21 protein-coding genes and 1 tRNA gene are annotated in these 23095 nt (G+C 36.7%); 8 read left to right on the forward strand and 14 right to left on the reverse strand.

Annotation, left to right across the window (positions count from 1 at the left end; all coding sequences use genetic code 11):
* Positions 1–5 precede the first annotated feature (5 nt).
* The 11 genes from HDT10_RS08600 to HDT10_RS08650 form a co-directional block, all read right to left on the reverse strand.
* Positions 6–908: a phosphatidylglycerol lysyltransferase domain-containing protein gene (locus HDT10_RS08600; RefSeq protein ID WP_290882353.1), complete on the reverse strand. Its 903-nt coding sequence runs from the start codon at positions 906–908 to the stop codon at positions 6–8.
* Between the two features lie 41 nt (positions 909–949).
* A complete protein-coding gene (locus tag HDT10_RS08605) occupies positions 950–1201 on the reverse strand; it encodes a hypothetical protein (protein WP_290882356.1) in 252 nt (83 codons plus the stop codon).
* Positions 1188–1565: a flagellar export chaperone FliS gene (gene fliS / locus HDT10_RS08610; RefSeq protein WP_290882359.1), complete on the reverse strand. Its 378-nt coding sequence runs from the start codon at positions 1563–1565 to the stop codon at positions 1188–1190. Before fliS ends, HDT10_RS08605 begins: the two co-directional genes overlap by 14 nt.
* A gap of 13 nt (positions 1566–1578) precedes the next feature.
* Complete coding sequence (fliD, locus tag HDT10_RS08615) at positions 1579–3687, reverse strand: flagellar filament capping protein FliD (protein ID WP_290882361.1); 2109 nt, start codon at positions 3685–3687, stop codon at positions 1579–1581.
* 21 nt (positions 3688–3708) lie between these two features.
* A complete protein-coding gene (locus HDT10_RS08620; RefSeq protein ID WP_290882362.1) occupies positions 3709–4110 on the reverse strand; it encodes a FlaG family protein in 402 nt (133 codons plus the stop codon).
* A gap of 195 nt (positions 4111–4305) precedes the next feature.
* Positions 4306–5610, reverse strand: coding sequence for a murein hydrolase activator EnvC (locus HDT10_RS08625; protein WP_290882365.1), 1305 nt, complete (start codon positions 5608–5610; stop codon positions 4306–4308).
* Positions 5611–5618: 8 nt separating this feature from the next.
* Positions 5619–6425 carry a cell division protein FtsX gene (locus HDT10_RS08630; protein ID WP_290882368.1) on the reverse strand — a complete coding sequence of 269 codons (807 nt, stop codon included), beginning with the start codon at positions 6423–6425 and terminating at the stop codon, positions 5619–5621.
* The gene (locus tag HDT10_RS08635) at positions 6412–7080 is read right to left on the reverse strand and encodes a cell division ATP-binding protein FtsE (RefSeq protein WP_290882371.1); all 669 of its coding nucleotides are present in this window, start codon (positions 7078–7080) and stop codon (positions 6412–6414) included. The genes HDT10_RS08630 and HDT10_RS08635 overlap by 14 nt, the downstream gene beginning before the upstream one ends.
* A 10-nt stretch (positions 7081–7090) precedes the next feature.
* A complete protein-coding gene (trmB, locus tag HDT10_RS08640) occupies positions 7091–8500 on the reverse strand; it encodes a tRNA (guanosine(46)-N7)-methyltransferase TrmB (protein WP_290882373.1) in 1410 nt (469 codons plus the stop codon).
* A gap of 4 nt (positions 8501–8504) precedes the next feature.
* Positions 8505–9740 (reverse strand): fibronectin type III domain-containing protein, encoded by a 1236-nt coding sequence (locus HDT10_RS08645; RefSeq protein WP_290882375.1) that lies wholly within the window; start codon positions 9738–9740, stop codon positions 8505–8507.
* A gap of 124 nt (positions 9741–9864) precedes the next feature.
* Positions 9865–10998 (reverse strand): RluA family pseudouridine synthase, encoded by a 1134-nt coding sequence (locus HDT10_RS08650; protein WP_290882377.1) that lies wholly within the window; start codon positions 10996–10998, stop codon positions 9865–9867.
* 67 nt (positions 10999–11065) lie between these two features.
* On the opposite strand from HDT10_RS08650, the gene HDT10_RS08655 reads away from it, so the two are divergent.
* From HDT10_RS08655 to HDT10_RS08690, 8 genes are all read left to right on the forward strand, one after another.
* Positions 11066–12190, forward strand: coding sequence for an FtsW/RodA/SpoVE family cell cycle protein (locus tag HDT10_RS08655; protein WP_290882380.1), 1125 nt, complete (start codon positions 11066–11068; stop codon positions 12188–12190).
* Positions 12168–12244 (forward strand) — tRNA-Ile (locus HDT10_RS08660). Before HDT10_RS08655 ends, HDT10_RS08660 begins: the two co-directional genes overlap by 23 nt.
* Before the next feature lie 44 nt (positions 12245–12288).
* Positions 12289–12516: a heavy-metal-associated domain-containing protein gene (locus tag HDT10_RS08665; RefSeq protein WP_290882383.1), complete on the forward strand. Its 228-nt coding sequence runs from the start codon at positions 12289–12291 to the stop codon at positions 12514–12516.
* 9 nt (positions 12517–12525) lie between these two features.
* Positions 12526–13368: a TerB family tellurite resistance protein gene (locus tag HDT10_RS08670; protein WP_290882386.1), complete on the forward strand. Its 843-nt coding sequence runs from the start codon at positions 12526–12528 to the stop codon at positions 13366–13368.
* Positions 13369–13387: 19 nt separating this feature from the next.
* A complete protein-coding gene (ciaB, locus tag HDT10_RS08675) occupies positions 13388–15394 on the forward strand; it encodes an invasion protein CiaB (RefSeq protein ID WP_290882388.1) in 2007 nt (668 codons plus the stop codon).
* A 9-nt stretch (positions 15395–15403) separates the two neighbouring features.
* Positions 15404–16228, forward strand: a complete 825-nt coding sequence (locus HDT10_RS08680) for a CheR family methyltransferase (RefSeq protein WP_290882390.1) — start codon at positions 15404–15406, stop codon at positions 16226–16228.
* 1 nt (position 16229) lies between these two features.
* A complete protein-coding gene (locus HDT10_RS08685) occupies positions 16230–16892 on the forward strand; it encodes a CheB methylesterase domain-containing protein (protein WP_290882393.1) in 663 nt (220 codons plus the stop codon).
* Positions 16892–17488, forward strand: a complete 597-nt coding sequence (locus HDT10_RS08690; RefSeq protein ID WP_290882395.1) for a YigZ family protein — start codon at positions 16892–16894, stop codon at positions 17486–17488. Before HDT10_RS08685 ends, HDT10_RS08690 begins: the two co-directional genes overlap by 1 nt.
* Before the next feature lie 3 nt (positions 17489–17491).
* Here the strand turns inward: HDT10_RS08690 and HDT10_RS08695 are convergent, their stop codons facing one another.
* From HDT10_RS08695 to typA, 3 genes are read right to left on the reverse strand one after another with little or no spacing between them, the layout of a single operon-like run.
* Positions 17492–18883 (reverse strand): PhoH family protein, encoded by a 1392-nt coding sequence (locus HDT10_RS08695; protein ID WP_290882398.1) that lies wholly within the window; start codon positions 18881–18883, stop codon positions 17492–17494.
* Complete coding sequence (locus HDT10_RS08700) at positions 18884–21256, reverse strand: ribonucleoside-diphosphate reductase subunit alpha (RefSeq protein ID WP_290882400.1); 2373 nt, start codon at positions 21254–21256, stop codon at positions 18884–18886.
* 10 nt (positions 21257–21266) lie between these two features.
* Entirely contained in the window at positions 21267–23066 is a 1800-nt protein-coding gene (typA, locus tag HDT10_RS08705; protein WP_290882403.1) for a translational GTPase TypA, read from the reverse strand.
* Between the last annotated feature and the right edge of the window lie 29 nt (positions 23067–23095).

A 23095-nucleotide genomic window follows, 5' to 3' on the forward strand; every position in this document is an offset into this window, starting at 1 on the left:
GCTGATTAAGATTTCAAAAATGCGTCAAATTTGGCTTGTAAAAAAAGCGGTTGGTAGGATTGCTTGGCTTTGCGCAAGCCCTCAATGCCTAAATCTTCTTCTCTATTAACAAAAGGATAGGCACTCCATTCGTGAGCCAAAAATTCGCGATTAATTGCCTGATAAGCCCCTTGATATTCAATGTCGGCTTTTTCAATATGGATTACAGCGGTATTTTCGTTGAGAGGTTCTCCAAAACTAAAGGCGATGATTTTGTTATCTACGCGCAAGATTCCACCCTTAAAATCTAGTCTGCGAAATTGCTTGAGCGATTCTATAATGCCAACATACTCATTTCTTAAACCATCGCTTGCAGTATCGTTTATCTTGCCAAACCAAGCTTGGTAAGTGGCAATCAATTCATTAAGATTATCATTAGTTAATCTTTCGTAAGTAAAGGCATAACGTTCAGTAAAGCGATTGAGATGTGTTTTTTTCTTGTGATATTTTTTACCCTTTAGCTCAATGAGTTCAGGAGTGGAATAAATGTAATCACTGCGGTCCTCACGATAAATAAAATCAAAAGTATCGGGGAATAGGGATTCTAATTCGGTTTTATCTACTTGGCTTAGAGAGTGGATAGAGAATCCCAACCCCTTTGCTTTGCAGATTTCTTGTAATTGCATTAAGGTTTGTTTTTTTTGATTCAAGTCATTTTGTTTGTGGATTGGATAAAAGATAAATGGATTTTCGTTAGGGTATTGTGTTTTGATAATTAAACAATCATTAAGAATCGTCCAACTGATATGACGCGCATAATGCCAAAGATAAAGATTAGTAAAGGTAAGGTCTGAAACAAGAATATTTTGTGAAGTAAAGAAGCTAGTAAGCAATTCTTTATCTTCAATATCAATTGGTTTCCATTGCATTTGCATTCCTTTTAGTTAAAAGGATATTTTAATACAAAGAGTTAAAAAGAAATATTAAGCTTTTGTGCATTTTCTTGTTTAGGGAGGAAATTTTTTGTTTGTTTGAGTTTGCGCATTTCCATACCTAATTTTTCTTTTTGAGCCTTAGCGTATTCTGTGATTTGCTCCATAATCGCTAATGCTTCAAACATTTCATCGCGTGTTTTGAGAATGGGTGTATTATCCAAAAGTTCATTGATTTTGTTATCGTTTTTGTTTAGATATGCTACTTTTAATTCATTAAGCCAATTCATAATTTACCTCTTTCCATGCTTCAAGCAATCCTTTGACTACTTTAATCACAATATCAATTTTGTCTTTATTGTTTTCCATATTTGCTTGCGTTAGGAGCTTGATTTGATGTGTATAAAGCCCTGTCAAATAGTGGGCGACTTGCCCACCTTTCTCGTAATCAAGCGAATTTAAAAGCTCTACAAAAATATCCGTAGTGCGGTTAATGTAATAAATCTTTTTCTCAATATCTTGAGAATCAATACAACGTTTCGCCATAGAGGCAAAGCGTAAAATACCCTCATAGAGCATTTCTACAAGCTTTGCTGGCGATTCTACCGCAACAGAATTTTGCTGATAAGAACTATAAGCCAAATTACCTTTCATTGTTTATTCTCTCCTAATTAGATGAATACATTGATTGAATCATATTTGAAATCGTATTGGCATTTTGATTAATCTTTGCAATCATTTGGTCGTAAGCTGACCATCTTTCTGCCATCATATCATAACGATTATCAATGGATTCCTGTGTGGAAGTTTTATCCTTGTCAAGAGTTTTTTGCTCATTCACAAGAGAGGTTTCCAAGTTTTTTAGTGTAGAATTACTACCCGTGATTAAGCTATCCATCTTTTTCTGAAGTTGTGTAAAAATACCATCTACTTCTGTTTCTACTCCTCTAACGGTAGCAGTGGAACTTCTAAAGAAAGCCATTGCTGCATCAGGGTCATTCTTGAATGCAGAGTTGAATTTCTCTGTATCCATTTCAAGCATTCCATTATCGTTGAAGTAGATTCCATATTTCATAAGGTTATTTCCTTGAGCATCATTAGAAGAAATAATAGAATTAAATCCTCTAATGATTTCTCTAATTTCACTACTTCCATTAAATACTCCAGCAACCTTAGTGTCTTCATCGTAGCGCATTAATTCTTGAATTTTATTATACATTGTGTTGTAATTATCTACAAACTTTTGGAACTCTTCTGCGATTCCAGAATCATCACGGGTAACACGTACAATAACATCTTTATTAGCTTCTGTAACACTAGTGAGTTCTAAAGACAATCCAGAAACCACATCATCAAATGAGTTTTTATCGCGCTCAATTGCGATTCCATTATAGGTGAATTGTGCGTTTTGTGCTTTTTGAATATTGGTGATATTCATTTTTTCTAAAAGCTCTTGACTTGTTGTATAGTTGCCTGATTGTAATCCTATGGAATCTAATACTTTAGTTTGCTCTGCTGCTTCACCAGTTGAACCAATTCTTACACTCTCACCATTTAAACTATTAATAACTAACTTTCCATCTTTGACTTCTGCACTGACTTTATCACTTAAATTTGTGTTTGTATTGATTAAGTCCGCAATGGCTTGTGCATTGCTAGAGCCTGTTGTATTGTTGATTGTGCTTAAGTCAATAGATTCGCCATTAATGGTAAGTGTCCCACTCAATGCTCCACCTTTGACTGCAGAACCTGTGATAAGCGGTGTGTTGCGTGAGGCTACAGATGTTTTTACGAAACCCAAATCAGAACTCACATCACTTACACCCTCTGCAGCTTGGACTTTGACATTTGTTGTGGTAACAAAAATATCTCCGCCCTTAGAATCGTTAATCATTAAGCCTTTACCTGTGGAGTTTAAGCCGATAGTGATTTCACCATTTTTAGCCAATTGTGCCAACTCTTGTTGCGTTGCACCATTATTTGGATGCACCTGCCCCATTGAAGTATCGCCCTCAATAATTTTTTGGATTGCTTCAGAGATTAACTTTGCGTTATCTTCAGAGGTGTTGCCAATTTTACTACCAATTTTTTGCAAATCAACAACAATATCTGCACCCCTGATATTAATACTTAAATATCCTTCTTTGATATGTCCGCCCGGCATTGCCGCACTCTCAAGCGTGCTTCCGAAATAGATTTTGTTTTGCGCACCAGAATCTTTTCCTTGAATCATTAATTGGTAAGGATTGTCCCCGCCTGTTTTCATAATGATTCCCATCATTTCACCATCAGTTGCATCTGTAATGGCTTGTCCCACTTCTGCTACGGACATACCTGCTTTAATGTCAATGTTGTAATTCGTACCATTATGATAAAACTTCAATGTTGTATTGTCTGTGCTAAACACACTATCTCTTGAAGAGAATTTCATACCTACCTGATTGACATCATTTTGCGCAAGCTGCTTGACATTGATTTTAATATCTTGAATCGCCAAGCCGTCTCCCGCAGTAGCCTTTACACCGCTACCTTCTACGGTGGTAGAACGTTTGAGGTAAGTGCTATAATCTGACAAATTCTTGAAGTTGGTATTGAGCGAAGACATCATTGTCATCAATGATGTAAGCTCGGTTTGTTTTTCCATATTGGTTTGAATTTTTGTAGTAATGGGATTGATTCTATTTTTTACCTCTTGTTCTTTCATTTGGTCAATAATATCCCAGTTGAGAACTCCACTACTTCCGATACCTAATGATGCAAAAGTTCCTAAAGCCATAATAGTCTCCTTATTTAAATCTTAAGCTTGTTTGTCAAAGATAATTCCAACGACTTCTTTCATCTTTGCCATAAGCTGCATTGCTTCATCGCTTGGAATCTTACGAATCACACGATTAGTGTCCTTTTCGCTCACGGTAACAAAAAGTCCCTCAATGTCTTCATTGAATCCAAAGGTAACATTTGTGTTTAGAGGATTCAATTCTCTATTAAGTTGTTGTGCTAATTCATTGAGCTTTTGTTTTTGCTCTTGAATCTTTTGTTCCTCACTTGTTTGATCAATTTCCTTTTGCACGCGTTCTGTTTGCGTCATTGATTCTTGCACTTGTGGGCTATTTTGACTGCTTACGCTTGTTTGTGTTTGCGTAGAGTAAGCATTCCCTGTTGTGCTAGCAATATTCATTCCATTTTCGGCAATAGTCATAGTAACCTCCTTATTATCTATGTGAATTATTCAATGAATATGCGATTACAAAATCACTTATAAAAGTATATCGGATATTTATCAAAAAAATAAAGAGCAAATAAGCAAAATTTGCAAAAATATTTGAAATACCTTTGTAACCTCTATGAATTTGTTAGCATAGATGACGAGACCCATTAAATTTCTTGTGTGGAATTAAAGATTCTTTGTGGTAATGAGTTCAAGCGGGTCAATATGCTTGTCTTTAAGAGTTACTTCAAATTTCAAAGCATTTTCTACTCGCCCGATAGTGTAGCCTTTCTTGACCGTGCTGCCGGGTTTGATTGTCGGTGCAATTTTGTCTAATTGCGCATAGATAGTGTGCATATTGTCCTTATGCTCAATGATAACTACGCGTTTAAGAATCGGGGTGTCTTTTGCAAAGACAACTTTGCCATCTAGTACGCTTTTAACTTTGTCATCACCCTTAGGAGATAGGGTTACAGATTCATTAAAGACTTTCATTTTATACACAGGGTCAAAATAAGGTCCAAAATGTTTTTCAATGGAAAAATTTTCTAATGGAGCAATGGTTTTTGCTCCTTTGTATTTGGTTGTGCCGATATTGTGGTAAGAGCTTGCAACTTGGCGCACATCAAAGTCATCATTAGTCTTTGGCTTTTGGGTTGCTTGCGATTCTTTGGAAGTAGAATCTTTGTTTGTGGCTTTGGGTGCTTGTTTGAGCAAAGACTCTTGCGATTCTTTGGTTTTGGCTAATTCCTCGCGTTTTTTACGCTTTTCTTCCTCTTGGCTTTTGAGGATATTAAGATTGACAAGAATCTCTTGTGCCGCATCACGTTCTTTAACGATTTTTTGCAGCTCCCCATTGTATTTGGTGATTTCTTTCTGATAATTGGCGATGAGTGTTTCTTGTTCGTTTTGAAGTGCTTTTAAATGGGTTCGTTTTTGGTTTTCTGCATCAAGAAAGTTCTTTAATTGTTCAATTTCATTTTTGAGATGATGAAGATTTGCAATTACTTCACTTTGTTTATCACTTAGGGTGCTTAAATGTTTTTTGGTGGCAGCACTTAAGGATTTGAATGCCTCCTCTGTGATTAAATCTTGTATGGATTCTGGCTGAAAATCATTCAATAGAATCGCGAAAGAAACTTCTTTGGCAATTAAATCCATCATTTCAAGTTCAATTTGTTTGCGTGTTTGAAATAAGGAATCCTGATTGCTACTAAGTTTTTTTATCAAAGTAGATTTCGCATTGTATTCTTTTTGATTCTTTGCTATGCTTTGTTCGTTCTCTTTAATGGTTTTTTGGAGCAATTTATGCTCTTCTTTTTGTTGATTAATCGCATTGCCTAGTTCTTGGAGTTTAGCATTAATTTGTTTTTCTTGACGCTTTTTGTCTTCTAGGGTATTTTTATTTTGATTGATTTTTTGAGTAATTTCCTTTTCATTGATTCCAAAGAGTAGGGAGGATACGATAATAAAAATCAGTCCAATACGCATTTAAACCCTTAATCTCTATGTTGCAAACTGACAATCCATACTGCAATGAGCGAGACAGCAAGTCCGGTTAAAAGCAAGACAATGGAATCTAAAATGGGTGAAAAAATTTCCGGATTTAGCCCTAATTCTTGAAAGAAAATGAGCAGACTTGGGTTTTGAGAAATGTAAATCAAGCCACTTGCGACGATGAGGGTCGCAAAAATCGTATCAAAACAAGCAAGGCGAAAGAGAACTTGAGAGCGCATCCAAAGAGGTGCTCCGAGTAAAGTCATAATCTCCATTCTTTCTAAATGTTGGAATTTCCAGATTTCAATTTGCTTAAACATTAACAGCAGACTAATGAGCGCAATGAAGCTAGAAAAAATCATCGCACTCCCATTAATAATTAAAAGTAATTGATAAATTTGGCTATGGCTTTTGGTAAAAGTTTCAATGCGCAAGATTCCGTCTAATTCGCTTAAAGTCTTATGAATAACCTCCAAACGCGCACTGCTGGGATAGGTATTGAGCGTTAAGGAATAGAATCTCGGAAGAGATTTTTTCAGCAACACGATATTGGCTTGGCTAATGCTTTTGCTCAATCGCTCAAGGATAATCTTAGAATCAATGGGGCTTAAATCCTGTACTTCTCCGATTTTATTGCGTAGAGTCTCTAAGCTTAATTCTTTGGTGCTTGCGAGGATAATCGCATAGTTTTTGCCTAGTTTGCTCTCATAATCACTTAGGGTGCGATGCACAAGCAAAATGCTTTCCAATGCGAAAAGAAGGGCGACAAGAGGGATAATTAAACTTAAATGGTTTTTAAGAGAGTTCATAAATGACCCCTTCTTCAATATGAAAATGACGATAATTCACGCCTAAAGTCTCTGGGATTCTGTGTGTTACTACTACTACCGTGATTCCAAGTTGCACATTGACACCTCTTAACAAATTCCATATCACTTCAGAGGAATAATCATCTAGGTTTCCTGTCGGCTCGTCAGCAAGAATCAAAAGCGGGTTATGAGAAAGCGCGCGCGCCATTGCAACGCGTTGCTGTTCGCCCCCGCTTAATTCCAAAGGATATTTACTTCCTTTATGGGAAAGTTTAATATGGGCTAAAAGTCTATCAGTTTGTGCTTGGCACGATTCTTTAGTAAAACCTCCAATAATCATTGGAAGCATAACATTTTTTTCTACATTAAAATCCTTAATTAGTTTATAATCTTGAAAAATAATGCCTAGATGTCTGCGCAGAATTTCAATGTTTTTTTTGTTTGCTTTGAACATTTCTACTCCACAAACTTCCAAAGAACCACTTTTGAGAGGCAAATCCCCATAAATAGAACGCATTAGTGTGCTTTTTCCGCTTCCGCTTGGACCACTGATGAAGACAAAATCTTTAGGATAAATATTAAAACTTGTGTTTTTAATGATGATTTCGTTTTTATAACCTAGATTAATATTCTTTGCTTGAATGATTGCGTCCATTGATGATTCCTTAATTAGGGTTAAAGTCGTTTTGGATTAATTGGAGGAGCTGTTTGTGCGCTTGATGATTAAGGTAGGTTGGCAATGGATTTTCTTTGAAATACTCTATATGATTCGTCTGCAAAACATAACGCGTTTGAGGATAATTAAAATCCCCAAAGGAAAGTTTAAGTAAGCAAGGAGATTGCAAAGAGGATTCCTGAAAGTTTGTATCCATAGAATGCTTTGTGCGGAATTTTATAGAATCATCAGAGGCGCAGAAATGAGAAGTATTGAACAATAAATCCTCTAAATGTAAGAAATAATCGTTTTTCACTATTTTGGTTTTTTGGTAGTTTTTTAGGGAAAACATTAGAGGCTTCAAATCCGAATCCAAAAAGTCAAAATCAAATTTCAATTTGCGTGGGGGAGAGGAGTGTAGGGCAAAAAACTCAAGATTGTAAATATCTTTCTTTTGTCTAAGCCATCTTGCTTCATATTTGCTTGTAATGGCTTCATCGGTATTGACTTGTGATTGCGTGCAAAACTCTGTTGTGAAGTTTTTAGCTAGGCTTTGGGCATAGTTGAAATATTCTAAACTATCTGTACGTAGTTGCAAATGTCCTTTTTGTTTTAAGACGCGAGCACTTTGGGATAAAAAGGCTTTGCTTAGGATTCTACGATGAGGCTGTTTGTCCCAAGGCACAGGAAAATGCACAAAGATTTTATCTAAAATATTAGAGGGTAAGATTTCTAAAAAAATGCGCGCATCATAGGCAAGAATCAGAATGTTGTTAAGCCCTAAAAGTCCAATTTGACGCGCTACTTGTTCTAATGAAGGGTGATGAATCTCTAAGCCAATATGCAAAATTTCGGGGTGATGTTTGGCATTATGTAGCAAATGTCTCCCGCTGCCAAAGCCAATTTCTAGCCAAATTTGCGAAAAAATATCGGAATCTTGCGCGGAATCCTTAGAATCATTACAAGAATGGATATTTGCAGATGTTCGCAATTTTAATTTCTGTGTTTTTAATAGATTTTCAAAATCCAAAAAATCTTCAATCTGTTTGATAAATGGGAGTTTGTGCTCTAGTGCAGTACTTTTGCCTTGTAGATTGTGTGTGAGGATAGAATCTTGAAAATCCATTAAGATTTTTAATGCACATTTGATAATTTCAATCGGAGAGATGCGCGAATTTTTATCACAATGGACAATGGTTTCTTGAATTTTTTTAGAAAGTTTTAAGCGCGTTTTGATTTCTAGGAAAAAATTTTTGATTTTTTCTTTGGAATCTTTAGGGGTAAAGCAAACTTGCAGTAAAGCAAAATATGGATTCTGCATAGAAGTAAAGATTCGCTCAAAGCAAAATTCCCCCAATGGGTGCGCAACCTTTAAGGGGAGATTGGGGAGTTTGAGCTGCGCGGTTTTGAAGTGTGGCATTGTTTTATTTGGGCAAAGAGAGCACAACTTCTTGCGATGGTTTGGATTCTAATCCATTTTTATCCAAAGCACTGACACTATAATAATATTTTTCACCCGCTTTGATTTCTCTATCAATAAATTCCGCTGTTAGGACTTTGTTATAACGCAAAGTCTCTCCAAAAAACATAGAATCTTTTTTATAGACGATATATTCTGTGGCACGTTCGTCTGTGGGAAGCCATTTTAATACAACATAGCCATTTTCAATTTGTGCATAAGTGATGTTTGGCGCACTTGGAACTGCTAGGGTAGAGCCGGTAATGGGTCCAACCTCTAGGCTGTCAATACCGTCCTTATCTGTGGCGATAATTTTATAGTTGTATTGCTCACCATCTTTGCTAATAATGTCTTGATAGGAGTTTGTATTGCTAGGTAGTGTAGCAAGCGTGGTATAAAGACTAGAGATAAAACCAGAGCGTAAGATTTTATAAGAAGTTACTTCAGGATTTTTGTGTAAATCCCAACTTAAGTTAATTTGTCTTGGAATATTGTTAGTAGCTTTGAAATTAGTGATTGTTTCAGGCTTTGGTTTGGTGGTTGCTTGGACACTTTTAGAGGGGAGCGAGCGGGAATTATTCGCATTATAGGCAAGGATTTGGTATTCATAAGTTGTGCCATCTTCTAGTCCTGTATCTAAATATTCTACAAGCAAGCGGTTAGAGACTTTATTGAGCTCTTTCCAATTACCATTTTTATCCCTACGCTCTATGATATAGCCACGAACGCGTGTGTCTTGATGTGGATTCCAAATAATTTTTACCTTTCTTGGATAGTTGCTGATTGCTTCAACATAACTTACAGCGTCAATGGAATGCGTTTTGGCGGTAATAGCAGAGGAAAAATGAGAAACATTTTTTTGTTTGTCAAAAGAAGCGAATTGATAAACATATTCTGTATTGGAGTTGAGTTTATTGTCTGCATAATGTGTAGTGAAACGAGAATCTATCGTAGCAATTTTGCTAAAATTTTGCGCATTGGCTTGCTTGCGGTAGATATAATAGCCCGCAACTTCTGGGTTTTGAACCAACGCCCATTCAAAGCCAATCGTATTAATATCGCTTAAGACGCGAATATCTGTTGGGGGCGTGATAGAGCTATTGATACTAGGATTGAGAGAAGCGGCACACCCGCTAAAAACTAGCGTGAAAACAGCAATGATTCCACAAAGAAAAATTCTGAATGGATTGCTTAAAAGCATCGGAAGTCCTTATAAATGAAAATTATTAATTAAGCAAAGTAAAGCTTAATTTTAACACAATTACATAATTTAGCGCAAGATTTATCAGAAAGAATTATGTCATTTGTATCAAATTTGCGTCTATTTAAGGGAAAGCGGATTGGTAAAGATTGTCTAAAGGAAAGAGGAGGTTTGCACAGGAATCTTGATAAGACTTTAAGTCAAAATGCAAGTTTAAAAAATCCTGCATTTCTTTGAAAAGTGGGGCATAAATATGCAGAATCTCCCCATTTCTAGGGTGCTGCAAATACAATAAGTGAGAATGGAGCAAGATTCTTTCTTGTAAAGTATCTTTTGAATCATTAGGAGTAGAATCCCTATAACCATAGAAAAAATCTCCTAAAATATGGCGGTTTAAACTGCTTAAATGTGCCCGAATCTGATGTGTCCGTCCAGTAAAAAGCTTTGCTCCAATTAACTCATAATTGAATTTCTCATTGCGCGCAGAGGAAATTTTGAAAAACGCAGTTTTGGCAGCTTTTGCGTGGGGATTAGCCTTATGAGTAACGATATATTTCAAACGATTTTTGGAATGTCTTAGCAGTGGAGAATCTATGATTTGCGATTCTTTTAAACTCTTGTCAATCACACAAAGATAATAACGTCCCATTTGACGCGTTTGGAGTTGTAGCTTTAAGTTTTCGTGGGCAAAATTGGTTTTTGCGATAACGATTGCACCACTTGTGCCTTTATCTAGTCTATGGACAATACCAGCACGATAGGAATCACCAAGGTTGGAGAGGGGGAAATTTTGTTGTTGCAGCCAATGCACAAGCGTGTATTGGCTGTCTTGTTCGTTGGTGCGATGCACGATTAATCCAGCAGGTTTATTAAGCACTAACAAGTCTTCATCTTGATAAAGAATCGGAATCTCTAAGTTTTCTAATTTGTTTAAATTCTCTTGTGGGGAAATGTCTTCTTGAATGGAAATAGTATCGTGGGTTTTGAGAATTGTTCCAAGCTTGTTTAATTTTGTCCCATTCAGTGAAATTTGTCCCTTTAAAAATAATTTTTCCACCTGCGAACGTGAGATTTGGAGCATTTTGGCTATAAAAATATCGGCTCGGATTTCTCTCTCATCGTCTTTTAGGGTGAAAGTTTGGCAGGGAGTTTCTTTAGGATTCGGCAAGGTTTTGGAATCTTGGGCTAAAGAGAAGCAAGAAAATGAGGAATTGTCTAATAAGTCTTTAGTTGGCATTGTGTGTGAAAAATTTTTCATTGATATAAAATCTTTCTGTGGAAATTATGTTAAAATTGCACTTTAAAATTATGCTTTGGATTTGGTTTTGTTTAGATTCAGTAAAATTTTATCATATTTTGATTGGACTTTGCCTTTATTAATTACACCCATTATCTTATTTTCTTGGTTTTTAATCAACGAAAATAGCGAATTTTTAGGCAATAAAGTCTTAGTATATGTTTTTGTTGGAATATTGATTTTTGCGATTGTTTTTTTTATTCCTGTGCGTCAAATCCCGTGGTTTATTATTGGTTTTTATTGTGTTAATATCATGTTTTTGGTTTTGGTAGAGTTTTTTGGGGATACACGTTTGGGTGCGCAAAGATGGCTTGAGATTCCATTGATACATTTTACCTTTCAACCATCTGAAACGATGAAGCCCGCATTAATTTTAATCATAGCCTATTATGTTAGCAAAAAACCTCCTCCCAAGAGAGGCTATAAATTATTAGACTTTCTGAAATTATCCTGTTTGATTCTTTTGCCTTTTTTATTGGTTCTCAAACAACCAGATTTAGGCACAGCACTTGTGTTGCTATTAATGAGTTTTGGGGCATTATTTTTGATTGGTGTAAATTATAAAATTTGGCTTACTTTGGCGGTTGGTATTTCTTTGTTATCACCTATTTTGTATGCGAATTTACACGATTATCAAAAAAAACGTATCGTGGATTTTATTTCTAAAGAGCCAGATTATCAAGTAAAGCAGGCAATGATTGCGGTTGGTTCGGGGGGAATATATGGCAAGGAGAAAGAAGAAGCAACGCAGGCATTGTATAAATTTTTGCCTATCGCAACGAGTGATTTTATTTTCCCTTATTTTGTGGAGAGATTCGGCTTTATCGGTGTGATTGCGTTGTTTATTTTATATGGTTCTTTAATTTTTCATATTTTTTCTATGAGCCACGAAAATGAAAAGGATTATTTTCTTAAAACTATATCTTATTGTGTGGGATTGTTGATTTTTATTTATTCAGGAATTAATATTGCTATGACGATTGGATTAGCACCGGTAGTTGGGATTCCATTGCCACTTTTTAGTTATGGGGGAAGCAGTTTTATTACATTTATGATTCTTTTTGCTGTCTTAGAAAATTTACTTGCCTTTAGGTATAAATTTGTGTATAATCATAGATCTTTTTCACAAAGGGCCCTTAGCTCAGCTGGTTAGAGCACTCGGCTCATAACCGATTGGTCATAGGTTCAAGTCCTATAGGGCCCACCACATTACACTAAAATTATTTTTTATCTTAGGAGATATTTGGATATATGGAAAAAATACAATGTCAAAATATCAAATGTCAAGGTTGTGTTAAAAAAATCAATGAAGCACTTTTGCAAAAATACCCTTCCTTACAAGTAGATATAGCAAGCCAAAGTGTGGAAGTAGAAGCAGATGAAAATGGAATTGCAGAGATTAAACGCAAACTTCAAGAATTGGGGTTTTTGAGTGAGAGTGGAATCTTTGGCAAGCTGAAAGGATTTTTTGCGAAATAAAGGTTTTTAATGGAGATTTTGTTATTTATTACCATTATAATTGTTGCGATTGCAATTATGAATTTTAAAGATTATTTGAATAATCCACAAAAACGTCCTCGTATCCATAGCAAAGAAAATGATAATGATGAAGTGAATGAATATCAAAATCCTTATAAAAATCAAGAGCAAGCCCCAAGCCTTAGCAGAGAAGAAAAGATTAGGAAAAGCGAATATGGTTTAATTGTCGCGCTTTTGTCCAAGCTTGCCCAAAGTGATGGCAAAGTATGCGAATTAGAATTAGAGCTTATGGAAAATACTATGCAAGACATTGCAGAGGCACTGTGTTTGCAAAGCACAATGAATCAAAAAGAAGAAGTATTAGAGGTTTTGCATAAGATTTTTGATACCACAAATGAAAGTGTGGAATCCCTCACTCAAAGCTATGCGATTCTTACAAAAGGACAATACAAAAGCCGTCTGAAATTGGTAGAATATTTGATTGCGCTTGCATATGCAGATGGCAAGCTAGGCGATGAGGAACGAGAGATTATCCTAGATGTTGCGGCGTATTTGGAAATCAATAATGATGATTTTAATGTCTTATATGATGCTTTTGAAGCATTTTATGCTCAAAAGCAAGCGGATTCTACTTTGCAAGAAGCGTATGAGACTTTGGGCGTCAGTCAAGAAGACGATATGGAACATATCAAAAAGACATATAAGAATCTCGTGCGCCAATTTCACCCGGATATTTTGTATCATAAAGGTTTAGACCAATCTATTATGGAGACTTGCACTCAAAAGCTACAAGCAATCAACCAAGCATACCGAAAGATTAAAGAACACAAAAAAGGCATTATGTCGGATTGAAATTAGGAGTAAAGATAAAATGAAAGAAGCAGATGTTTTGCACGATATTGCAAAGATTTATCGGCGTATAGAACACCAAAATAGGCAGATAAATGCTCTTTACAATTGCGTCAAAACAGACGAAGTTCCACGTTTTTTAGAAAGTGTTTTTGTGAGGATTCCACATAATCGTGAATCTTTACTTGCCTGTTTGGACCGCGTGGTAGCATTACAAGAAGCTCCTTTAATTAATATCTTGCAAAAGTTTGAGATAGAAGAGGAGCAAATCATTAGCCTAAGAATGCAGCTTCTCAAAATCACGCGTGATTTCCATATGGAGAAACATCGGTTATTATTAGGATATATTACAAAAGAGCAGCTTTTGAGCCCATTTTTAAGGGCATTATTCCAAGTGGTACATAATATTGGTTTATGCTTCAATGATTTTTTTATAGCTTGGCAAAGAGACTTAATACTCGGAATCAATCGTGAGTTAAGCCAAACCTATCAGAAAGATTTGCAAAAGATTTTAGAAGTTTTAAAGCCTAGTTTGGAGGTTTCCTCTGTCAATACGCATTCCTTGAAAAATATTTTAAGTGATGAGACTCTAAAAGAACTTCCAATCCAAGAAGATGAATTGACGCAAGAGGGTGAAATGGGAGATAGGAGCTATTCTGTGCCCGTATTGAAAGATTCTATCTATCAAGCAGTTGCTTATGCAGAGTTTTTTAAAGAAGAATTTGTAGCCTTAAAAAAAGCTTTGGAGACAGGAATGGAATCCTTAGAAAAAACTCCAGAAGTTTTCCCAAAATTAGAACAAAAAAATGCTTATTTAGACTATTTTAAAACCTTAAAATCCGCCCTAATGCAGACAAATCCCAATCGTTTATTGGCTTCTTGGCGACTTGTAGATAAGGCTTGGATGGCGATTTCTACTCCTTTGCAGATTGGACACCCTTTAGAGTATTACGAAGACCATTTTAGAAAGGCTGTCGCTCCAGAATGGGATTTGCGTATCGCAAGAATTTATGAGGGTGCTGATTTACTTAATCCACAAGAATCACAGGATTGTAAAATTTCTAAAGAATCTATGTTGAAATTCTATCAATTTTATAGCTCAAAAGCACCTAAAACAAAGTATAAAGAAGAAATTGATTCTTGTGTCGAGCAATCTTTGCTCAAGACGCAGAGCTATGGTGGATTGCCCGCGCTTTTTTATGGGGCAGAGCTTAATGGGCTCTTCAGTGCTCAAGTCGTACCAAATGATGAAAAAGTAAGCAGAAAATATGGGAAAAAGATTTTTTATTTTCCTGACCGCGTGCGCGAATTATCTCTCGCAAAGCCTTTTATGCTTTTATCATCTAAAACTTTTCCTAAAGAATTTTTAGATTCCAATAGGGAATTATTGTTTTTTAGAAAAGAAGATTGGTATAAAGTCTATGAGATTTCGACGATTGGGCACGAGTTTGGGCATATTTTGTGGGTGAGTTCTGATAGTGAATTAAAGATGAATCAGAGCGGGCAATTCAAAAACATAGAAGAATTTAAAGCAACAATGGGCGGGCTGATTTATTATTTTTTATCTGCCAATCAACCTCTTCTACAAGAGCTTATTTTGAATACGATTGCGCGTTCAGTGGGCTTGATTGCTTGGATGAAAGAAGATGATGTATTGCCTTATTATTGTGAGGGTTTAATCCATTTAGAAATCTTATTTAGCGCGGGGGTTTTGCGTTACAAGGGTAGTTTTGATGCAATTGCATTAGAAATAGAAATTAATGAGAATACTAAACAATCTTTGAAAAAGCGATATTTAAGTGTTTATAATCAGTTGGTTTTGACTTATTTAAATAAGCAAGATGCTAAAAGTTTCTTAGATTGCTATGCTATAAAGGATTCTGAAGGGAATTATAAACCTTTAAAGCCAGAAATAAGGACTTTTGTGGAGGATTATTATCAACAATATCAAGCCATTGGGCAAATCACAGATACGCTTACTCCGCAAAAGTGGCAAGAAGCTTACAAGAAGCAACATAATTTAGATTAAAGAGGACTGATGCCGATTGGTAATAATGAAATTAATAAAGCACGAGAGGCGATTTATAAATTTGCAGGCATTTATTTGCCATCAAGTAAAGATTCTACAATTAAAAATCGTTTGGATATATTAAAACGTAAGCTTGGGATTCAAGATTTTGATGTTTTTTTTAATCAAATCAAGCAGGGACAATTTAAGCAAGAATTTATTAATGCTTTTACGACTAATAAAACAGATTTTTTTCGTGAGGGATTTCATTTTGGAGATATGCTAGATAGAATCTTGCCCAAAAGATTGCGAGAGAATGAACCTATAAAGGTTTATTGCTCTGCGAGTTCCACAGGTGAAGAGCCTTATTCTATCGCCGCAACCTTGCTTTATGCAAAAGAAATTTATCATTCTGATACACCTGTAAGCGTACTTGCCACAGATATTGATACTTCTGTATTGGAGTTTGCTAAAGAGGGTAAATATCTTGTCAATACTAAGTTGAACCCCTTGCCTAATTGGTTGGATTTGAAAGATTATTTTGATATACGAAATAAAAACGAGAATGAAATTTTTATGGACGCGAAGTCAAATCTAAAAAGTATTTTGACTTTTAAGCAGCAAAATCTTTATGACTCAAGGTATCCCTTTGGGGCAAAGGAGTTTGATATTATCTTTTGTCGTAATGTTTTGATTTATTTTAAAGTTTCAGACCAAGAGCAGATTTTAAGCAAGATGTTTTCTCATTTAAAAATGGGTGGAACATTATATCTTGGGCATTCAGAAAGTATTTTGAATCTTGCTTCTAAAGTGGATCGTCTAGGGAAAAATATCTTTGTAAAGGTGGCAAATTAATTTGGTAAATACTAGTGAAAAGTATCATCCGGATTTATTGTTAAAGTCTGAACCTTATAAAGGGAATGATGGCAGAAAGTTAATTGCTATTGGTGCAAGCACGGGAGGAGTAGATGCGATTGCGAAAATATTGCAAGCATTACCTCGTGATTTACCGCCTATTGTAATTACGCAGCACATACCGGGCAATTTTTCTACTTCTTTTGTCCAAAGACTTGATAGAATCTCTAAACTAGATGTATTTGAAGTGCGTGAAAAAATCCTCTTAAATGATTCTGGTGTCTATTTGGCGGCAGGCGGTTTGCATATGGTTTTAGAGAAACGACACGATGGCTATTATGCTAAACCACAAGAGGGGATTCGCATTTCGCGTCATTGTCCAAGTGTAGATGTAATGTTTCGTAGTGTTAATAATGTAATTGGCAGAAATGCTTTGGCGATTATTATGACAGGAATGGGTGATGATGGAAGTATAGGAATTAAGGATTTATATGATAATGGGGCTTATACGATTGCACAAGACGAAGAAAGTTGTATCGTCTTTGGAATGCCCAAACAAGCCATTGCCAAAGGTGCAATTTGCGAGGTTGTAAGTTTGGATTCTATCATTGAAAAAATCTTAAGTTTTGCAGCAGGGAATCTCAAACGTTTCAAAGAAGAATAATGGCTGGATTTTATTATCCAAGCGCAATGATAGAATCTAGCTTTGAGGTAAAAGGTTCGGAATTTATCTCTTATTTAATTGCAATAAGCGAATTTACAGACTTTGTTGCACAATCACGTACGAAACACCTAAAAGCAGTGCATTTTGTAACTTCTTCGCGTAGATTCAATGCACAAGGGCAAGTGGAGGAAAGCTTTAGCGATGATGGAGAGCCAAAAGGCACTTCAGGGCTGCCTACATTGAAAGTTTTGCGTGGATATGATTTGATAGAATGTGGCGTGCTAGTGATTCGTTATTTTGGCGGCACATTGCTTGGTACAGGAGGGCTTGCGCGAGCTTATACGCAAGCGGCAAAAGATGTAGTGATAAAAGCAAAAGAGCAGGGCGCATTGCAGCCTTATATCCCTAAAGAATCTCGTTGCATACAGATTCCCTTTACAATTTTTTCGCAAGTAGAATACCTCATCAAAAGGCTTGAAATTAATATCATTCAAAAAGAATTTTTAGAGAATGGAGTGCATTTAACATTAGAAGCGAGTTTGGAAAATTTACAATCTTTTTTAGCTAAAGTGGAATCGCTAAAGTATAGTAAGTAAAATCTAAAAATTCTCTTCAAACCAACCCGCAATTTCACTACGAATCGTTTGATGCAGAACAATGCCCGCGAGAAAGTCATCTTGTTTTGCTTTGTTTAGTAAGCTGATTAATCCATTGCGGTATTTGCTAAGATAAGGGTGGTCAATCTGCATAGGGTCGCCTAGAAATACAATCCTAGAATCCTCCGCCATTCTCGTGCCAATGAGTTTAATTGTTGCATTGGAGGCATTTTGCGCCTCATCAAAGATGACAAATTTTTTGGCGATACTCACTCCGCGTGCGTGGGCAATGTCTAATACTTCAATATTGTGTTTATTTAAAAAATACTCTGTGGCTTCTTGGCTTTGTATGCTGTTTGCTTCTCCGCGATATTCTATGCGTTTTGCGAGTGATTCCTTTTGCATTTTGGTGATGATAAAATTAATGGCACTAAAGAGTGGATACATAAAATAATTTAGTTTTTGATTTTCATCACCTTTGCGGAATCCAAGTTCCGCTTCTTTGTCATTTGCAGTAATGGTATTGCGCAAATAAACGATTCCATTGACTACGCCCTTTTTTAGCAAGTGTAAGCCTGCCTGTAAGGCAATGAGTGTCTTGCCGCTCCCAGTCGCACCGCTGCAAATCGTGATTTTATTCTTGCTGTGCGTTAGAAGTGCATAGAGGAATTTTTGCTCCAGATTAATTGGATTGATATAGAGTTTATCCTCTTCTAAGCGTGTATCAAAGTCTAATTCACAAAAGGCATTGTCTAGTTTAATGCCATAGTGTTTTTTACCTGTGAGATAGCGACTATTTTCAGTATTGTCCTCTTCGGCAATCTCAATTAAACTCCAATTTGTGAGGGCTTGGAATGTAGCATTACACTCAAGAATTTCTTTTGTGTTGTTTTTGTGGATTTGAAAATGATTTAAAAAATCAATGGCTTGAGGATTCTCAATGCGGTCTCTCATAAGAGATTGCGAGGAGACATTCAGCGAGAGAGCATAAACCTTGAGGGAAATATCATTTGTGAGTAATACAAAGTTGTAATCTTTGGCAATTTCTAAAATGCGTGCGTCATTGAGCCCATAATCTTGGAATTTGGTTTTGTAATTTGGTCTATGAATGATTTGCAAAGGAATCTTGTGCTGATGAATTGTAAAATAAATTGTATGGATTTTGTCCTTTTCTATCGCACTAAATTCCGATACAGAAGTAGAATCTCCTAAAATATTTCTAAAAAACTCTCGTGCAAAAAACCCTGTTTCGTTGCTTAAATCTTTCTTTTTGTCTAATTCGCTTAAAGTTACATCACAGATAAAAATTGTATTCTCACCCTCTTGATGCAGAAAAAAGAGATTCTCTACATCATCTAAAATAATTGAAGTATCAATTAAGTAGGATTTTTTCACTTATTGGCAACCTTCACACTCAATACTGCGGTCCATTGCGTCTGTGTTGCTTTCGGCTTCCACGCTTTGAGAACGCAAATAATAAGTGGATTTTAAGCCCAATTTCCAAGCCAACATATAAATTTCATTTAAATATTTGCCACTTGCGAGATTCAAAGCCATAAAAATATTGGTGCTTTGCCCTTGGTCAATCCATTTTTGACGAATCGCAGCGGCTTTAATTAGCAAACGTTGGTCAATTTCGTAAGCAGAAGTGTAGTAATTCCAATTTTCTAAGCTTAGATTGGGCGCGACGACTGGAATCAATCCGCTTAAATTCTCTTCAAACCATTTGCGTTTGTAAATCGGCTCAATCGTTTGTGTCGTGCCTACGAGAATAGAGATAGAGCTTGTAGGAGCAATCGCCATTAAGTAGCCATTGCGAATCCCTTTAGTTTTGACTTCCTCCCTTAAAGCGTCCCAATCATAGACAAACCCAAAAAGTCCCCCGCGGTCAATGAGTTTTTTAGCTTCATTGTTGGCTTTATCTATCGGAAAGATTCCTTTAGACCATTCCGAGCCGATAAACTCACTATACACTCCCTTTTCTTGTGCAAGCTCACAACTTGCCTTAATTGCATTGTAACTGATAATTTCCATTATTTCGTCAATTTTTGCTAAATGTTGGTCGCTTCCCCACTCAATGTGTTTTTCTGCTAGCATTTGTGCTTCGCCCATTACTCCTAATCCAATGGCGCGATTATTGAGATTCGTAACTTTTACCTTGCGATTGGGGCAGAAGTTTAAGTCAATGACATTATCTAGCATTCTAACTGCGATGGGCACAACGCGTTCAATATCTTCTTTGGTGTGTATTTTGGAGAGATTAATAGAAGCAAGATTGCAGACTGCGGTTTTGCCATCGTGAGATTCCCTTTGAGCAATAAAGACTTTTTTGCCTTTAATGCTATCAGTAGAAGTAATCTTATTAGAAAGTTTTTTAATACCACAATCGGTAATGATTTCTTGGTATTCAGGATAGTCTTCAATCGTTCCGTCTTCGTATTCTACGCGCACAAAGCATTCATTAGGCTCGGTATTTTGGAAAATCTCCGTGCAGAGATTGGAGCTGCGAATGATTCCTGTGTGTGGGTTTGGATTGGCACGATTGGCGTTATCTTTGAAGCATAAAAAGGGAGAACCCACTTCAAAATAATTCGTTAGAATCCTTTTCCATAAATCTTTTGCCTTAAGCGTTGTTTTTGGGATATTGGGGTCTTGTTCGTATTGTATATAACGCGCTTCAAATGCGTCTCCATAAAGATTCGTCAAGTCAGAGCAAGTCAGCGAATCAAAGAGATTCCATAAGCCATCTTCGCTCACTCTTTTCATAAATAAATCTGGAATCCAAAGTGCAGGAAATAAATCGTGCGTTCTTCTTCGCTCTTCCCCGCTATTTTTCTTAATATCTACGAAATCAAAAATATCACTATGCCAAGGCTCTAAATAGACTGAAATTGCGCCTTTGCGTGTGCCTAGTTGATCTACTGCAATGGCAATGTCATTGGTAATTTTCAAAAACGGAATCACCCCGCCTGCTGCGTTTTTGTGTCCGTCAATGAAGCTTCCAAGTCCGCGTATCTTGGAGAAATCCCAACCGATTCCACCACCATATTTACTCAAAAGTGCCATTTCTTTATAGGAATCAAAAATTCCTTCAATGCTATCGGGTGTGCTTCCGATATAACAAGAGCTTAGTTGATGACGTGGGGTTCTTGCATTGGAGAGTGTGGGAGTTGCCGCCATTACTTCAAATTTGGAAAGCAAGTCGTAGAATTGTTCAGCCCAGAAATTCGGGTCTTGCTCGTTTTGAGCTAGAAACATTGCAATGCCCATAAACATATGTTGCGGCAACTCAATAGGGTTGCCCTGTTTGTTTTTGAGCAAATAGCGGTCATAAAGTGTCTTGATTCCTAAGTAGGTAAATTGCAAGTCGCGTGTCTTGTCAATTTTTTTGTCTAATCGTTCTAAATCGAATTTTTCTTTCATTCCGCTAATGATACGATTCTCACTCTCGCCTAATTCCAAGTATTCCCGCAAAGTTTTATAACCATTGAAGCCATTGACGCGATGATAGAGGTCATAGAGAAAAAGTCTTGCAGCGACAAAACTCCAATTAGGGCAGTCAATATCAATCTTATCCACAGCGGTTTTGATTAGAGTTTGTTGGATTTCTTGTGTGGTAATTTTATCCCGAAATTGTAGTTTCGCATCAACTTCTAATTCACTCTGTGAAACCCCCTCTAATCCTATTACAGAATCACGCGTGTATTTTTGGATTTTGGTTACATCAAGTGGTTCAATTCGTCCATTTCTTTTGATAACGGTTAGCATAAATTCTCCCTTATTTGCTTTTTCTTTTTCTCTGTGTTGGGTCTAACACCTTTTTGCGGATTCTAATGTTTTTGGGGGTAACTTCTAGAATCTCATCTTCTTCAATCCATTCTAATGCGCGTTCTAGGTTTAAATCTCTTGGCGGCACGAGTTTAATCGCCTCATCACTCCCGCTTGCACGCATATTGGTTAGATGTTTGGCTTTAACAGGATTGACATCTAAGTCATTTTCACGACTATGTTCGCCAATCACCATACCAACATAAACTTTAGTTTGCGGAGGGATAAAGAGCACGCCACGTTCTTGAATATTTCCTAGAGAAAAGGGTGTTGCTTCACCATTTTCCATTGAGATGAGTGCGCCATTTCCCCTTGTTTCGACACTCCCGCTAAAGGGGCGAAATTCTAAAAAGCTATTATTCATCACTCCCTCTCCTTTGGTATCGGTTAAAAATTCGCTACGATAGCCAATCAATCCACGCGCTGGAATCTCAAACTCTAAACGCGTATAACCTTCTCCCATTGGATTCATTGCCTTAAGTTCCGCCTTTCTGCGTCCTAGTTTTTCAATCACACTTCCTGCGTAATCTTGAGGTGTGTCAATGACTAAAGATTCAAAGGGTTCGCATTTTGTCCCCTCAATTTCTTTAACAATGACTTCAGGACGTGAAATGCTGAACTCATAATCCTCACGACGTAGGTTTTCTGCTAAAATCGTGATTTGTAATTCTCCGCGCCCACTGACTTTGAATTTTCCCTCACCCAATTCTTCAATTTTCATTGCGATATTGGTTTGCATTTCTTTTTCCAAACGTTCTTTGAGTTTGTTGGCAGTTACATGTTTGCCCTCTGTTCCTGCAAAAGGGGAATCATTGACGGCGAAATTCACGCTCATTGTGGGTTCTTCTAGGTGCATAGGGTCAAGCGGAATCGGATTATCCGGACAAACGATAGAATCTCCTACATTAATGGAATGAAATCCAGCAAGTGCGACAATGTCTCCCGCTTGTGCTTCCTCAATCTCGGTTCTAGCCAATCCATAAAAGCCGATGAGTTTAGTGATTTTTCCCGTGATTTTCTCGCCATTCCCTTTTGCAAGCATTACATTTTGCCCTTTTTTGACCTTGCCATTAAAGATTCTAGCGATTCCAATTTTGCCTACATAATTATCATAATCAAGGGTGAAGATTTGGATTTGAAGCGGATTTGTGCTTTCTCCACTTGGGAGGGGCACATATTCTAAAATCGCGTCAAAAAGTGGTTCTAAATTCTTTTTCTCGTCTTCTAGTTCTTTTATCGCATAACCATCACGTGCCGCTGCATAAACGATAGGAAAGTCTAGTTGCTCCTCATTTGCTCCCATTGCTGAAAATAAGTCAAAGACTTCATCAATAACGCGGTCGGGTTGTGCTGCTGGCTTATCAATTTTATTGACTACGACAATGGGGCGGATTCCAAATGCCAATGCCTTTTTGACGACAAATTTTGTCTGTGGCATTACACCCTCTTGCGCATCTACAAGCAATAACACCCCATCTACCATTTTTAAGACACGCTCTACTTCCCCCCCAAAGTCTGCGTGTCCGGGAGTGTCAATAATATTAATTTTTGTTCCTTTATAATTAATCGCGGTATTTTTAGATAGAATCGTGATTCCACGTTCTTTTTCAATCTCATTGCTATCCATTACGCGTTCGTCTATTTGTTCGTGATTTGCAAAAGTTCCCGATTGTCTAAGCAATCCATCGACAAGAGTAGTTTTTCCGTGGTCAACGTGCGCAATCACGGCGATATTTCTAATTTCTTGCATTGTTGTCCTTGAAATAAAAATTAGATTGT

Origin of the sequence: Helicobacter sp., assembly GCF_014799995.1 — a bacterium.
In the GTDB taxonomy this organism is placed as follows: domain Bacteria; phylum Campylobacterota; class Campylobacteria; order Campylobacterales; family Helicobacteraceae; genus Helicobacter_D.